Source organism: Nonomuraea sp. NPDC050022, assembly GCF_044460705.1.
Lineage (GTDB): Bacteria > Actinomycetota > Actinomycetes > Streptosporangiales > Streptosporangiaceae > Nonomuraea.
This window is the reverse complement of record NZ_JBITKE010000011.1, coordinates 146,635-161,620: the sequence shown is the minus strand read 5'-3', so window position 1 is coordinate 161,620 and position 14,986 is coordinate 146,635. Positions and strand designations below refer to the sequence as shown.

The window sequence follows — 14,986 nt, the reverse complement described above, 5'->3', positions numbered from 1 at the left end:
GGCCCGGATCTGTCGTTCACGATGAGGGCTCGGATCACCATGACAGGGAAGGGTCAAATCGCATGCGTTTACCTGTTCACCTGGCGCTGGTCGCCCTGGTCGCCGCCGCTCCGCTGACGGTCCAGCCCGTGGCGTCGGCCCAGGCGGCGGTGAGGTTCCACGCCGACTCCGGCGACTCATGCCTTCGCGGGATCACCGAAGGGACGCTGGACTGGCCGACCGTCAAGGTCGACGGGTATCTGTCCGATGACGCCGCCCTCTCGCCCTGCTCTCGGGACGGCATGTACTCCCGCGCCGTCTTCAACGCCTACAACGGCACCACCCTCGTCGACTCGGAGACCTACAAGGCGGACGACGCCCAGGTCCCGCTCTCCTTCTGGCTCTCGGATCCGGCGGGGGTCGCCGCCATCGATCGCGTGGTCGTACAGGTGTGCCGGTTCAGCAGCTCGCCGATCGGGGTCAGCTACTGCGGCAAGGCCGCGGAGTACAAGATGCCGTGAATATCGTCATGAAGGGCCTCTGGAAGGCTGGCGAACTATCCCGCTGAGCACGTCGTCCAGGGTGACCACGCCGAGCACCTGCCCCTTGTCGCCGGTCACGGCGGCGAGCTGGGCGCGGCGCTGACGCATGGTCGCCAGGACGTCCGCGAGCGTCGCCGTGCCGGCGATCAGCGGCAGGGCGCGGATCGGCAGCGGCTGACGGGTTCCGTGCCCGTTGAGCGCGTCCAGGACGTGCAGGTAGCCGCGCAGCTCGGCGGGGCTGTCACCGTGCACGGGGAAGCGGGAATGCCCGTGGCGGCCCGAGTATTCCTGCAGCCCGAGGCTGTCGATCGTCGCGGGGACGCTCACCACCTCGCCGATGGGCACCATGACCGTGTGGACCGGCCGGGCCTGCAGCGCGAGCGTGGCGATCATCCGGTCCCGCTCGTCCTGCCGCAGCAGTTTGTGCCGGCGGGACTCCTCGATCAGCACCGGCAGCTCCGCCGAGGTGTAGACGGTGTGGATCTCGTCGGCCGGCGGGATCCGCAGCAACCGCAGCGCCGCGCCCGCCATGGCCTGGATCAACGTCAGCACCGGGCCGATCGCCCGGGCCAGAACGAACAACGGGGGCACCAGCCACAGCGCCGCCGTGTCCGGGCCGGACAGTGCCAGGTTCTTCGGCACCATCTCCCCGATGATCACGTGCGCGGACACCACCAGGAGCAGCGCCAGCGTGAAGGCGACCGGATGCACCATCTTCTCGGGCAGCCCCACGGCCGCGAACAGCGGCTCCACCGCCCGCGACACCACCGGTTCGCCGAACGCGCCGAGCATCAGCGAGGCCAGCGTCACGCCCAGCTGGGCCGCGGCGAGCATCTTGGGCACCGTGTTCATGGCGGCGAGCACCGCCTGCGCCCGGCGCGAACCCGCCCGCGCCTGCGGCTCGAGCTGGGTGTGGCGCGCCGAGATGAGGGCGAACTCGGCGCCCACGAAGAACCCGTTGACCGCCAGGAGCAGCACCAGGGCCAAGCCGTCGCCGATGGTCACGGATGCTCCCGCCTCGGCGCGGTGAGGGTGACCTGCTCGATCCGCCGGCTACGCATGGCCTCCACCCGGAGCGTCCACCCGCCCACCTCCACCTCGTCACCCGGATCGGGGATGCGGCCGAGCCGGGCCAGCACCAGCCCCGCGAGCGTCTCGTAGGGCCCCTCGGGCATGCGGAAGCCCGTACGTTCCTCGGCCTCGTCCGCCGTCAGCACGGCCGGCACGCTCACCGAGGCGCCCGGCGCGAGCAGCGCGGCCTCGGGCTCCGCCGACTCCTCCTCCGGCAGGTCGTACTCGTCGGCGATGTCGCCGATCAGCTCCTCCACCAGGTCCTCCGCGGTGACGACGCCCGCGAAGCCGCCGTACTCGTCGATCACCACGGCCATCTCGACGCCCGTGGAGCTGAGCCGTTCCTGGACCACCTCCAGGCTCACCGACTCGGGCACCTGAACCGCCGGCCGGACGATCGCGGACACCGGCGTCCGCTCCCGCTCCTGCTCCGGCACCGCGCACGCGCGCGGCACGCTCGCCACGCCGAGGATATCGTCCAGTTCCGTACCGCATACGGGGATGCGCAGATGCCGGGTGCGGCGGGCCAGCCTGAGGAACTCGGCGACGCTGGTGGATCCGGCTATGGTCACGCAGTCCGTACGGGGGGTCATGGCCTCCGCCGCGATCTTGCCACCGAAGCGCAGGGCCCGCTGGAGCATGGCGGCCGTGCTCGGCTGGAGCGCCCCCGCCTCCGCCGACAGGCGTACGAGCAGGCTCAGCTCCTCGGGGGAGCGGGCCGAGGCGAGCTCCTCCTGCGGCTCGGCCCCCAGCCATCGGACGATGCCGTTGGCCACCGCGTTGCACAGCTTGATCAGCGGCCCGAACGCGGCGGAGAACACCCGCTGCGGCGGCGTCGCCATCCTGGCCACGGCCATCGGCCTCGACAGGGCGGCGTTCTTGGGCACCAGCTCGCCCAGGACCATCTGCGCCACCGTGGAGATGACGATCGCCAGGGCGACGGCGACGCCAGGAGCGGCGGGGACGCCGCCCAGAAGCGGCTCCAGCAGGCCGGCGATGGCGGGCTCGGACACGACGCCCAGCAGCAGCGACGTGACGGTGATGCCCAGCTGCGCCCCGGACAGGTGGAACGACAGCCGCCGCACCGCGGCCTCGATCCCCTGCGCGCCCCGGTCTCCGGACTCGGCCAGCTGGTGGACCCGTACGCGCTCGACCGTCACCAGGGAGAACTCCGCCGCGACGAAGATCCCGTTGGCCACGATCAAGGCCAGCGCCCCGAGCAGAAAGACCACATTCAGGATCACGGGCGAAAGCTAGCACCGGTGAAGGACTGGTGGAAGCCAACGCGGCGCGACGACCGGCACCTGGTGGACGTCAACGCGGCGCGACGACCGGCACCTGGTGGACGTCAACGCGGCGCGACGACCGGCACCCGCTGGGGTCGAAGACCGGCATCCGCTGGCATCGTGGACGGGCGTCGCCCGGCGAGTGGGAAGCTTGGGGCGTGCGTGTGATGCTGCTGGGTCCATTCGAGACGCGGGCCGACGACGGCCGTCCGATCGAGATCCCGGGCACGAAGTTGCGCGCGCTGCTGGCCAGGCTCGCGCTGGAGGCGGGCCGGGTCGTGCCGGTGGAGGTTCTCATCGCGGCCATCTGGGCCGATGAGCCGCCGGCGGGCAGCGCCAACGCCCTGCAGGCCCTGGTCTCCCGCACCCGCCGGTTGGTCGGCGCCGCGACCATCGAGTCGCAGCCGCCCGGCTACCGGCTGGCGATCGAGCCCGTCGAGGTCGACGTCACACGCTTCGAGAGGCTGGTGAGCACCGGCGACCTCGCGGCGCTGCGAGCGGCCGAAAGACTGTGGCGCGGGCCCGCGTTCGCGGAGTTCGCCGACCTGCCGTTCGCCGCGCACGAGGGAGTACGCCTGGCCGAGCTGCGCCTGTCGGCCGCCGAACAACGACTGGAGCTCGAACTGGCCGAAGGCACTGACGTCCTCACCGAGCTGCGCCCACTGGCCGCCGCCCACCCTTTGCGCGAGCGCCTGCAGGGCCTGCTGATGCGGGCGCTGTACGCGGCCGGACGGCAGGCGGACGCGCTGGACGCCTACGAGCGGACCCGGCGCACCCTGGCCGACGAGCTGGGCGTCGACCCGTCGGCGGAGCTGGCCGAGGTCCACCTGAGCCTCCTCCGGCACGACCCTCGGCATCAGCCTCGCCGTCGGACCCGGCGTAGCAATCTGCGCGCTCAGGTGACCAGCTTCGTCGGCCGGGAGGAGGAGCTGGCGCAGCTGACCAAGGCGCTGGAAGCCGCCCGCCTGGTCACCGTCGTCGGGCCGGGCGGCGCGGGCAAGACCCGGCTGGCCACCGAGGTCGCCCAGCGCTCCGCCGAGCTCGCCCCCGACGGCGTCTGGCTGGTCGAGCTGGCGGCGGTGACCGAGCCGCTCGACGTCGCCCACGCGGTGCTCACGGCGATCGGCGCCAGAGACTCCGGCTGGTTCGAGCCCGCGCCCGCCGACGGCACCCCGGCTCGCGGCACCCCAGCTCGCGACGCCCCGGACCGTGACGCCCCGGACCGCGAGGCCGCGGCTCACGATGCCCCGGCTCGCGATGTCATGGACCGGCTGGCAGAGGCGCTGGACCGGCTGTCCGAGGAGCTGGACGGCCGGCGGGTGCTGCTCGTCCTGGACAACTGCGAGCACGTCGTGTCGGCCGTCGCGCACCTGGCCGACCGGCTGCTCGGCGCCTGTCCCGACCTGCGCGTCCTGGCGACGAGCCGGGAGTCGATGGCCATCGCGGGGGAGAGCCTCTATCCCATTCCGCCCCTGGAGTGGCCGGCGGCCGCGGTGCGGGATCCGCAGACCTATCCGGCCGTGCGGCTCTTCGTCGAGCGCGCGGCCTTGGTCCGCCCCGGCTTCGTACTGAACGAGGAGAACACGGGCACGGTCGTCGAGATCTGCGGACGGCTCGACGGGATGCCGCTGGCCATCGAGCTGGCCGCCGCGCGGATGCGCGCGTTGAGCGTCGAGCAGATCGCCGCCAAGCTCGACGACCGGTTCCGCCTGCTCAGCAGCGGCAGCCGTACGGCACTGCCCCGGCATCAGACCCTGCAGGCGGTCGTGGACTGGAGCTGGGACCTGCTGTCCGGCCGCGAACGCGAACTCGCGATGCTCCTGGCCGCCTTCCCCGGCGGCGCCACGCTGGACGCGCTCGAAGCGGTGAGCGGACATGTCGCCGACACGCCCCAAGGTGTCAGCGGACCGCATGCCGCCGACGGCACGATCGAAGGGGCCAGTGGGCTGGACACCGCCGACGTGCTGGACGTCCTCACTGCCCTGGTGGACAAGTCCCTGGTCGAGCCGTCCGGTGAGCGCTACCGCATGCAGGAGACCGTCCGGTCGTACGGGATGGCGAGACTGACCGAGGCCGGGCAGGACCGGGCCGTCCGTGACCGGCACGCCCGCCACTTCCTCCGGCTCGCCGAGACCGCCGACCCCGAGCTGCGCAAGGCGGACCAGCTCCACTGGCTGGCGCGGCTGCGGGCCGAGGACGACAACCTCCTGGCCGCGATGAGGCTCGCGGCCGAGGCCGGGGACGCGGAGCTGGGCGTACGGCTCCTCGCGGCCGTTTGGTGGTTCTGGTACCTGGAGGGCAGGTCCCTCGAAGGCATGCACTGGGCGCGCGGCGTCCTCGACCTGCCCGGCGAGGTGCCCGAGGCCCAGCGCCCGGTGCGGCTGGTGCTGGAGGCGTTCGCCCACCACGGGCTCGGTGCGGTCGAGGCGGCCCAGCGGGCGATGTCCACCGGCCTGGAGCTGCGTGACCGGCTGGGCGGCGGGGTGTCGGGGTGGGTTCTGCTGCTCTTCGCGCCCATCTGGCTGGGCGATCCCGCGGGCGCCGCCCGTTCGGCCGATCGGCTGCTGCCGGGGCTCACCGGCTGGGAGCGCGCGACGGCGCTGATGACGCAGTCGATCGTGGCGGAGTACGAGGGCGAGGTCGCTCACGCCTTTACCCTCCTGGACGAGGCCCGCCGAGAACTGGAGGCCCTCGGCGAACGCTGGGCCTTGTCCTCGGCGTTACGCGTACTCGCCGAGCACCACGCCCGCCAGGGCGACCTGAGCGCCTCGATCGACGCGCGGGTGAAGGCGCTCCGCCTGGCCGGCGAGCTCAGCATCCTCGAAGATCAGGCGGCCATCCTGGCCGGCCTCGCGATCACCCGCGCGCGGCTGGGCGAGCTCGACCGGGCACAGAGCGACATGCTCGCGGCCTGGGACTTCGCGGAGCAGCTGCGCAAGCAGGAAGGCCTCGAATACATCCGGCTGGCGCGGGCCGAGATCCTGCTCAGAAGCGGCGATCGGGCAGCTGCCCGGCGCGAGCTCGATGCGGTGGAGGCCATGGCCCTCCACTCTCCGGTTCGGGCGTCGGCCGGCTGTTACCGGGCCATGGCCGCCCTGCTCGACGGCGACGCCGACGGCGCCCGGCCGCTCCTCGACACCGCGATCGAGCTGGCCGCCGACGCGGTGGACATGCCGACCCTGGCCGGCGCGGCACACCTGCGCGCCGCGCTCGCCCTGGCCGAGGCCGACCCCACGCGCGCCGCCCACCTGCTCGGCCTGGCCACCGCACTGCGGGGAACGACGGACCTGAGCGGCTTCGACAACCTGCTGCGACCCACCGAACGCGCCCGCGCCCTACTCGGCGAGGCGGCCTTCACCACGGCCTACGACCGCGGTGCCGCACTCACACGTGACGCCGCGATCCAGGCCGTACGCGGCCACTAGCGCGATGTCCACGACCGTTCGCCTCCTCTCCCTCCGGAGGGGGCGTCCCCGCAGGCGTGACAGACCGTCTCCCTCCTGGGGACCTCTGCCACGACGGGCCGTCACCGAGCTCGCGGTGCTGTCCTTCGCGAGTCATTGTCATATATTCATTATAAACAGCGGAAAGTCGGGGAAATCATGAGTGCAGAGCCGGGGCCGCGCCGCTACGACTCGTTGCGCCGGGCGACGCAGGCGCGGGAGACGCGGGCCGACATCGCCGGGGCCGCCCGCCGGCTCTTCGTCTCCCAAGGGTGGGCGGCGACGACCGTCCGCGACGTGGCGCGCGAGGCGGGAGTCTCCGTGCCGACGGTCTACGCGGTGTACGGGAACAAGGCGGGGCTGACCCAGGCCCTCGCGGACGCCGCCGACCTGTCGGCCGACGTCGCCCGGGAGCTCGCCGAGCTGGAAGCCGCGGCGACGGACCCCCGGCGGCAACTGGCGGCGATGGCCGCCTACGACCGGCGGCTGTTCGAGCGCGCGGGCGACGTCATCACGCTGGTGCGCGAGGCCGGTCGCACCGAGCCCGAGCTGGCGGCGGCCTACCGCGACGCCCGCCGACGGGGCGACGAAACCCGGGTCCAGGTGTTCTCCTCCTGGCCGGTCGGTGTGCTGCGGGACGGGCTGGACGTACGATCGGCCGTCGACATCTACGCGGCCCTGTGCACCATCGACGTCTACACCACGCTGACCACCGAACGTGGCTGGTCGCCCGATCGGGTCCAGCAGTGGTGGAGCGAAGCCCTGGCTCGCGAACTCCTGGCATGAGTGCCGGCCCGCCAACTCCTGGCCTGAAGCCCCTGGCTCGCGGAAGCCAGGAAAAAACTTCCGGCCGGATGTAGAGAACGGCCGCGCGACTCCGACTCCACCACGAAAGCGAAGAACACCGAGCGAAGGAGCGGGACATGCGCAAGATCATCTACTGGGTGCACACGTCGATCGACGGCCACATCGACGGGCCGAAGGGCGAGTTCGACTGGCCCGAGATGGGCGAGGAGCTGTCGGACTACTCCGACGCGCTGACCGACAGATCCGACACCTTCCTGTACGGGCGCGGCGTGTGGGAGGGGATGGCGAGCTTCTGGCCGAACGCCGAGTCGATGTCGAACCACCCGCACGTCCTCAGGTTCGCGCCCATCTGGCGGGACACCCCGAAGATCGTCTTCTCGACCACGCTGAAGGAGACCGACTGGGCCACCAGGGTCATCGGCGACAACCTCGCCGCGGAGGTCGCCGAGCTCAAGCGGCAGCCCGGCAAGGACCTGCTGCTGACCGGCGGCTCCCGCCTGGCCGCCGCCCTGACCGACCACGGCCTGATCGACGAGTACCACGTCGCGGTGCATCCCGTCGTGCTGGGCGGCGGCAAGCCGCTGTTCGTGCCCCGCGAGGACCGGATCAACCTGCGGCTCGCCGACTCGCGCACCTGCGACTCCCGCGTGGTGGTGATGCGCTACGACCGTACCCAGTAATGGGGCTAGGGGATGCGGCGGGCCGCGGAGGCCGTCCAGGTGCGCAGGTAGGACTCGGCGCCCGCGGCCATGTCCCGCACGATGTCCGGGCCGACGATGATCCGCATGTCCTCGATCCAGTCGGGCACCAGGCCGTAGTTGGCGACGCCGTCCGTGTTGACGTCCCAGACCCGATCGCCGGTACGCAGCCGGTCCAGGGAAACGCTTCCGTCGAAGGACGTGAAGGGGTACGTCACCGGGTTCGCGGCGTTGCCGGTACGAGGCGCGGGCAGCCGGCCCAGGCCGTTGGCGTCCAGGCCGTAGCCGTAGCCGGGGATCTGGTGCGCCTGCCTGAGCGGCTGGGTACGGCGCCACTCGGCGACGAAGTCCCGCGCGTCGTGCCCGTACTGCGTGATCATCCCGCCAAGGGCGTAGATCCGGTCGAAGTAGCTCGGGTCGGCCCAGCTGTGGGAGGAGATCACGCCCGGGTAGCCGGCCGCCTCGAGGATGGCGAGCGTACTGCCGGCGGCCTTCGCGCTCATGTGGTCGAGCTCCACCAGCATGCCCCGGCGGATCATCCCCTTGACCATGTACTCGCCCAGGGCGGTCAGCCCTCTGGTGTTGCAGTGCGGCGCCGGGGGATAGATCGGCAGCGAGACGCCCGGTGGCAGCAGCCCGGCCAGCTGGTCGGGCAGGACTCCGCCGGGATCGATCGGATTGTCGTGCTCGGGCCCGGTGCAGGTGCGCGCCTGCCAGAAGGAGCCGGTGCTGAGCAGGTTGCCCAGGTTGACGATGGCGCCCTGGGTGCCGGAGTCGAAGCGCACGCCGCACAGGGCGTTGTCGTACTTGTGGCAGACGAACATGCTCCGTACGCCGAGCGCGTACATCTCATCCAGCCCGCGGTCGATCTGCCCCTGGGTGCACTGCGGGATGCCGAGGATCTGGCGGCAGCCGAACGGCTCGGAGGTCTCGATCCCCAGAACGACGGCGAGCTTGCCCGCCTCGACCGTCCGCCTGGCCTCGGCCGGGTCGAGCACGATCCTGAACCAGCCCCGTCCGGGCCCGCCGTACTGGGCGTCGATGTAGTCCTGCAGCTCGCGGGCCCGCTGCGCCTCCAGCCTGATCGTGGTCATCTCGTCGCAGGAGTTCTTCCTCAGCGGGTAGATCGCGCACAGCTGGCGGTTGGCCACCAGGTCGTTGACCATGATCCGGAGCCCGCCGCGCCAGGCCCGCTCCACCCACGTGTAGTACGCCTGCTGGTGGGTCAGCGAGTCGTGCGCCGGCCAGTCGCGGAACGTGGGCCAGCCCACCGGGTCGTGGGTGCCGGTCGCTGAGCCGGTCCGGGTGAAGTTCTCGAACCAGGCCAGCTCGCCATGGGGATAGTGATCGGGGCAGTCCGCCAGGGCGCGGGAGATGCCACCTGGGTCGAAGGGCTTCCCGCACAGCAGCATGCCGCCGAACGCCTCGTAGGAGAACAGGTGGCTGTGCGCGTCGACGAACCCACGCACATCAGACGCCGCCGCCGCCGACCTGCCTTCCGCCGCGACCGCCGCCGACCTGTCTCCCGGAGTGGCCGGTGAGGACGCCGCCGACGATCTTCCCCCCGGCGGCGCCAGTAAGGCGGTCAGAAGGAGGAGGACGACGGCGATGGATCGGCGACGCATCACGGACACCTCACACGGCTGGGGGGCCTGCCGCCAGCATCCGCCGCCCGCGCCACTCCAACAAGGCCCAAACGTGAGCCCATCTCATCACCGCTGTTAGATGCGCTATGTCCGGTCTTTACGGGTTGGGCGTAGCTTGCTGTTGTTGGGCATAATCAAGGAGCTATTCGACACGTGGAGGAGACGCCGCATGAGTGACGAGGCCCGGTGGATCGCAGGAATCGACTCCAGCACACCGAACCTCGCCCGGATGCACGATTACTTCATCGGAGGCAAGGACAACTTCGCCGTTGACCGGGAGGCGGCCGAGGCCGTGCTGGCCACCGCGCCGGAGGTCCGGGTCATGGCGCAGGAGCACCAGGCGTTCCAGGGACGAGTGATCCCGTTTCTGGTGGAGCAGGGCATCACCCAGTTCATCAACCTGGGCTCGGGGCTCCCCAGCGAACCCAACACCCACGAACTGGCCCGATCCCTGGCCCCCGGCGCCCGCGTGGCCTACGTGGACAACGACCCGGTGGTGCTCGCGCACGCCCGCGCGATCCTGGCCCGAGGCGCCGGGACCGGCGTCGTCAAGGGCGACATCCTGCATCCCGCCGAACTGCTGGCCGACCCCGACCTGCGGGCGGTCATCGACCTCGACCAGCCGGTGGCGGTGCTGTTGTTCGGCGTCCTGCAGTACATCCCGGACAGCCATGAGCCCTTCTGGCACGTGGCCGAGCTGCGTGACGCGTTGCCGGCCGGCAGCCACATCGTCATCACGCACGTCGTCTTCGACTCCCGCCCTGAGGTGGCGGAGCCGATCGTCGCCCTCTACCGGAGGATGCTGGGCCACGCCGAGGGCGGCGCCCGTACGCGCGAGACGGTGCTGCCCTTCTTCGACGGGCTCGAACTGGTCGAACCCGGGCTGGTGTACGTCCGGGAGTGGCGGCCCGACAGCCCTTTCCAGTCCGAGAGACCGGAGAAGGCGTGGGTGATGGTCGGCGTCGGCCGCAAGGCCGGGCCCCCGCCAGAGGACGCCCACCCCTAGCGACGGCCCCGGCCGTATGCCGTGCCGACGTCCGGCGCACTACCGGTCGATGACGTCGATTCGGTAGTCATCACCGCCCCGCGCCCGGAACGTCACGGTATCTCCGTCCACCTTGTACGCGACCGGACGACCGTGCCCCGCCGTGACCCGCACCCCGCCCCGGAACGCGTCGTTACGGAGCTTGACCTCGCCGCCCTGGTCGGAGGTCAGACGGGCCTCCGACAGCCGCCCGGACGCCCAGCTCACCCCCACCGTGTGCGCGCCACGGGCACGCAGGCCCGTCACCCGGCCGTCCGCCCACGCGGCGGGCAGCGCCGGGAGCAGGTCGATCGCTCCCAGGTGGCTCTGCAGCAGCATCTCCGTCATGCCGGAGGTCGCGCCGAAGTTCCCGTCGATCTGGAACGGCGGGTGGGTGTCCCACAGGTTGGCCAGTGTGCTGGTCTGGAGCTGGTCGCGCAGCAGCTTGTGCGCGCGGTCGCCGTCGAGCAGCCGCGCCCAGAAGTTGATCTTCCACGCCTTGCTCCACCCGGTGCCCACGTCGGTACGGGCGTTGAGCGAGACCTTGGCCGCCGCCGCGAGCTCCGGCGTCGTACGCGGGGAGATCTGCCGCCCCGGATGCACCGCGAACAGGTGGGAGACGTGCCGGTGAGTCTCAGCCGGATCGTCGATGTCCTCCTTCCACTCCTGGAGCTGCCCCCACCGGCCGACCCGCAGGCCGGGATCCAGCTTGCCCAGCACGTCGGCGGCCGCGGCCGCCTGCTGCCGGTCGCCCACCAGGCCCGCGGCTTCACGCAGGTCGGTGAACAGCTGGAAGAGGATCTGCTGAGACATCGACGCCCCCGCGGTGGCCGGGCCGAGCTCGGGGGAGCGGCTGGGGATGGCGACGAGCCTGCCGTCCTTGGGGTCGGTCCGCAGGAAGTCGAGCCAGAACTGGGCGGTCTCCTTCATGATCGGGTACGCGGTCCGCTTCAGGAAGCGCTCGTCCAGCGTGAAGCGGTAGTGGTCGTAGAGCTGCTCGGACAGCCAGGCCCCCGATTCGGGGAAGAAGTAGGCGGGGTGGTCCCAGGCGCCGGTCTGGCCGAAGATGTTCGAGGCGTGGTGGGCGACCCAGCCGCGCGCCCCGTACATCTGCTTGGCGGTGACCCGGCCGGGTTCGCGCAGCTCGTTCACGTAGTCGTGCAGCGGCCGGGCGAGCTCGGCCAGGTTGGTCATCTCGGCGGGCCAGTAGTCCATCTGCAGGTTGATGTTGAGGTGGTAGTCCGACTGCCATGGCGGGGCCTCCTGGAGGTTCCACACACCCTGGAGGTTGGCGGGCAGCGAACCGGGGCGGGAGGAGGCGATGAGCAGGTAGCGCCCGTACTGGTAGAAGAGCTGCTCCAGCGCCCGGTCGGCGGCCGGGGACGCGCCGTTGCCGTACTGGGCGAGCAGCTCGTCGGTGGGGATGGCGGGCAGGCTTCCCCCCAGATCCAGCCGTACCCGGTCGAACAGCGCGGCGTGGTCGGCCCGGTGCGCGGCCAGCAGCCTTGCGTAACCCTGGCGCGCGGCGGCGTCGACCCGCGCCGTGAGCTTGGCGTGCGGATCCTCGCCCTTGTAGGTGGGGTAGTCGGCCGCGTAGTCGGTGCCGGTGCCGAGGATGAGGACCACCGAGTCCGCGCCGGTCACGGTGACGGTGCCGTCGGGGTTGTCGGTCCGGCTCCCGCCCTGGTTGAGCACCCGCAGCTGGGCCTCGTACGCCATCCCGTTGCTCGTCAGCGCCCCCTTCACGGTGAGCCGGCCGCGCTCGGCCGTGGCGCTCACCGAGCGGTTGGCCGGCACGGCGATGCCGGCGGTGAAGGTCACGCCGCTCGGCCGGTCGGTGGCGAGCCGGGCCACGATCACGCCCGCGGGCGCGGACGCGAAGTACTCGCGGCTGTGGCGGACGTCGCCGGCCGTGAACGACACGCCCGCCACCCCGCGCGCGAGGTCGAGCCGTCTGCGGTAGTCGCCGGTCTGCTCGGGCAGGCCGGGGAAGGCCAGGCGCAGGTCGCCGAAGCTCTGGTACGCGCCGAACCGGCGCTGGCGCGGCGTGTCCGACCTCAGCCCGAGCGCGGCCAGGACGTCCTCGGGCGGGATACCGCCCTCCTTCCAGATCCGCTCCCTGATGGCCTCCAGCGCGCCGGGCCGCGGGGCGTCCCAATTGCCGAAGTTGTAGTCGGCCACGCCGGGGCCGCCGGTCCACAGAGTCTTGTCGTTGAACTGCAGCCGCTCCGCTCCCACCCCGCCGAACACGGTCGCGCCCATGGCCCCGTTGCCGATCGGCAGCGACCGCGTCTCCCAGCCCTCGTTCGTGTCGGGGGCGGGCTCGTCGTACCAGAGCGTGTACGGCTCCGCGGCGGGCTCACGAGCCTGCGCCGGTACGGCCGGGGCCACGGTCAGCGCCGCGCCGAGAACCAGGACGATCGGCCCTGCCAGAAACCGTTTTCTCATCAAAATGCAACCTATACATCGGAGGTGTGGGTGGAGCGCTGATCGGAGGTCTAGCGGTCGCAGGTCGTGATCCGGGGATGCCAGCGGCAGGCGACGGCGGCGTATCCGCCCTCGTTGGGCACCGGCACCGACAGCCGGCCGCGGGGCCCGTCGACAACGTGGCTCTCGCGTACCAGGCCGGTCGGGCCGTCACGGACGACCTCGACCAGCCATCGGCCGCGCAGCATGCTCAGCGGCACGTCGAGCGTGCGCGCCGCGCCCGAGATCCCGGCCCCCACGAACCAGCGGTCGCCGCTGCGGCGGGCCAGCACCACGTGGTCGGCCGGGCGGCCGGACAGCAAACGCGTCTCGTCCCAGGCGGTGGGGACCTGCTCGAGGAAGCGTTCGGCCTCCGGCCTGGCCTGGTAGGACTCGACGGTGCCCGCCAGATCCTGCAGGCCGGACTCGTACGTCACCGCCAGGCCCAGCTCGTGCGCGTCGGAGGTGGGCCGCCCCGCCCGGTGGAAGGCCATCGGCGTGTAGTCCATCGAGCCGACGACGTTCCTGGTGAAGGGCAGGGTGGTGATGTGGGCGGTGGTGAGCGTGCGCTTCTCGCCGCCGTGCACGCCCTCCATGGTCATCACGTGCGGCCAGGTGCGGTGGATGCCCTTGGGGATGGTCGAGCCGTGGAAATTGACCAGGAGCCGGTTCGCCGCGGTCGCCGGGAGGATCTCGTCGTACCAGCGCAGCCGCTCCTGCGACTCGGAGTCCATGAAGTCGATCTTGACGCCGCGCACGCCCCAGCGGCTCAGGGTGGGCAGCCACAGGCCGCGTTCCTCCGGTGTGTCCAGGTCGCGGAAGTGGATCCAGACCACGATCCCCACGCCCTTGGCCCGCCCGTACTCCACGAGTCGCGGCATCCAGCTGGTGGTCGGCCAGTTCGGATCGGTGACGTCCCATTGGTCCTTCAGGAAGTACCACCCGGCGTCCACCGCCACGTACGGCCAGCCGCGCGCCGAGGCGTAGTCGACGAACGCCTGCTGCTTCTCCAGGCTCTGCCCCGCCTCCCTGCCGCCCGCCAGCCACGTCCACAGCACCTGACCCGGCGCTATCCAGGAGGTGTCGCGGACCCGGGAATCGGGCGCGAGGTCGTCCACCAGCGTGGACTCGGTGACCGTGGCCAGGTCCCCGGCGATCAGCACCCGCCATGGGGTCTGGCCGGCCTGCACTTTCTCATCCCAGAGCCGCAGAGCGTAGGTGCCGGTGCCCTCCTCGTGCGCCAGTCGCGGCCCGGAGTAGCCGCCGTCGAGGCCGGACTCGGTGATCAGGAGGTAGTCGCCGCCGGTCTCGAACAGCGCGGGCACCATGTAGTCGGCCGCGGGCGCGGTCAGGGCCGTGTACTGGACGAACGGGTTCTCGTAGTCGCGCCGGTGCTGGGCCAGCCAGGCGGTGGCGTTCTGGGGCAGCGCGTACGCGGACGTCTCGCGCAGAACGGGACCGTAGTCGGCCGGTAGCCGGTACCTGTAGGCGACACCGTCCCGCGCGACCCTGACGACCAGGTCGAGCCGGGCGCCGGTGGCGTCGGCGAAGGTGAAGGTCGCCTCGCGCATGAGTGCCGAACGCTTGAGCCGCTTGCCCACCGTGGTGGTGTAGCGCTCGGTCACCAGACGGTCGCGGCGATGCAGGAAGCGCAATCCCTGGGACAGGTCGGCCCGTTCGGTGACGATGCCGACCGGGCTCGGCTCCAGGACCCGGACACCGCGGCGCGTCGCGGCGAAGGTGAGGGTGCCCGCCTGGGGGTCGAGCGAGAGCTCCGCCGCCGGACCGCCGGGTAAGGCGGAGATCGTCCAGCTCGTGGCTGGGGCGGCAGAGGCAGGCAGGGCGGGCAGGAGGAAAAGGCACAGGAGGAGGGCGGCGCACAGACGTATCGGTGTGGCGGTCGGCATGACAGCTCCTGAGGGCCACATACATCGGATGTGTTCCCGGATGGTAACCCGTGCGGGTTTGTTTGACCAGAGCCAAGATCGGACCTGTCTCCAGCGTGTCAGATCCCGGGATCCAGT

The 14,986-nt window shown here is 71.5% G+C and carries 10 protein-coding genes; 5 read left to right on the top strand and 5 right to left on the bottom strand.

The features are described 5' to 3' along the window. Positions 1–62: 62 nt before the first annotated feature. Positions 63–500, top strand: coding sequence for a hypothetical protein (locus ACIBO2_RS41310; protein WP_358546088.1), 438 nt, complete (start codon positions 63–65; stop codon positions 498–500). 6 nt (positions 501–506) lie between these two features. On the opposite strand, the gene ACIBO2_RS41305 is transcribed toward ACIBO2_RS41310, so the two are convergent. Together ACIBO2_RS41305 and ACIBO2_RS41300 are read right to left on the bottom strand one after the other, a co-directional pair. Continuing rightward, on the bottom strand, positions 507–1,526 hold the full coding sequence (locus tag ACIBO2_RS41305; protein ID WP_358546085.1) for a hemolysin family protein: 1,020 nt from the start codon (positions 1,524–1,526) through the stop codon (positions 507–509). After that, positions 1,523–2,836 (bottom strand): hemolysin family protein, encoded by a 1,314-nt coding sequence (locus ACIBO2_RS41300; RefSeq protein WP_358546083.1) that lies wholly within the window; start codon positions 2,834–2,836, stop codon positions 1,523–1,525. The genes ACIBO2_RS41305 and ACIBO2_RS41300 overlap by 4 nt, the downstream gene beginning before the upstream one ends. A gap of 209 nt (positions 2,837–3,045) precedes the next feature. On the opposite strand from ACIBO2_RS41300, the gene ACIBO2_RS41295 reads away from it, so the two are divergent. The 3 genes from ACIBO2_RS41295 (at position 3,046) to ACIBO2_RS41285 (ending at position 7,808) form a co-directional block, all read left to right on the top strand. Beyond that, the gene (locus ACIBO2_RS41295) at positions 3,046–6,303 is read left to right on the top strand and encodes a BTAD domain-containing putative transcriptional regulator (protein ID WP_358546403.1); all 3,258 of its coding nucleotides are present in this window, start codon (positions 3,046–3,048) and stop codon (positions 6,301–6,303) included. 177 nt (positions 6,304–6,480) lie between these two features. Next, positions 6,481–7,107: a helix-turn-helix domain-containing protein gene (locus ACIBO2_RS41290; RefSeq protein ID WP_358546080.1), complete on the top strand. Its 627-nt coding sequence runs from the start codon at positions 6,481–6,483 to the stop codon at positions 7,105–7,107. Between the two features lie 137 nt (positions 7,108–7,244). Then, positions 7,245–7,808, top strand: coding sequence for a dihydrofolate reductase family protein (locus tag ACIBO2_RS41285; RefSeq protein WP_397303913.1), 564 nt, complete (start codon positions 7,245–7,247; stop codon positions 7,806–7,808). Between the two features lie 5 nt (positions 7,809–7,813). Here the strand turns inward: ACIBO2_RS41285 and ACIBO2_RS41280 are convergent, their stop codons facing one another. Next, positions 7,814–9,451: a Coagulation factor 5/8 type domain-containing protein gene (locus ACIBO2_RS41280; protein WP_397303912.1), complete on the bottom strand. Its 1,638-nt coding sequence runs from the start codon at positions 9,449–9,451 to the stop codon at positions 7,814–7,816. Between the two features lie 190 nt (positions 9,452–9,641). On the opposite strand from ACIBO2_RS41280, the gene ACIBO2_RS41275 reads away from it, so the two are divergent. Beyond that, positions 9,642–10,478 carry an SAM-dependent methyltransferase gene (locus tag ACIBO2_RS41275; protein ID WP_397303911.1) on the top strand — a complete coding sequence of 279 codons (837 nt, stop codon included), beginning with the start codon at positions 9,642–9,644 and terminating at the stop codon, positions 10,476–10,478. 39 nt (positions 10,479–10,517) lie between these two features. Here ACIBO2_RS41275 and ACIBO2_RS41270 read toward each other — a convergent pair whose 3' ends face one another. Next, positions 10,518–12,944, bottom strand: coding sequence for a glycosyl hydrolase family 95 catalytic domain-containing protein (locus ACIBO2_RS41270; protein ID WP_397303910.1), 2,427 nt, complete (start codon positions 12,942–12,944; stop codon positions 10,518–10,520). A gap of 50 nt (positions 12,945–12,994) precedes the next feature. Then, positions 12,995–14,869 carry a glycoside hydrolase family 97 catalytic domain-containing protein gene (locus ACIBO2_RS41265; RefSeq protein ID WP_397303909.1) on the bottom strand — a complete coding sequence of 625 codons (1,875 nt, stop codon included), beginning with the start codon at positions 14,867–14,869 and terminating at the stop codon, positions 12,995–12,997. Positions 14,870–14,986 lie beyond the last annotated feature (117 nt).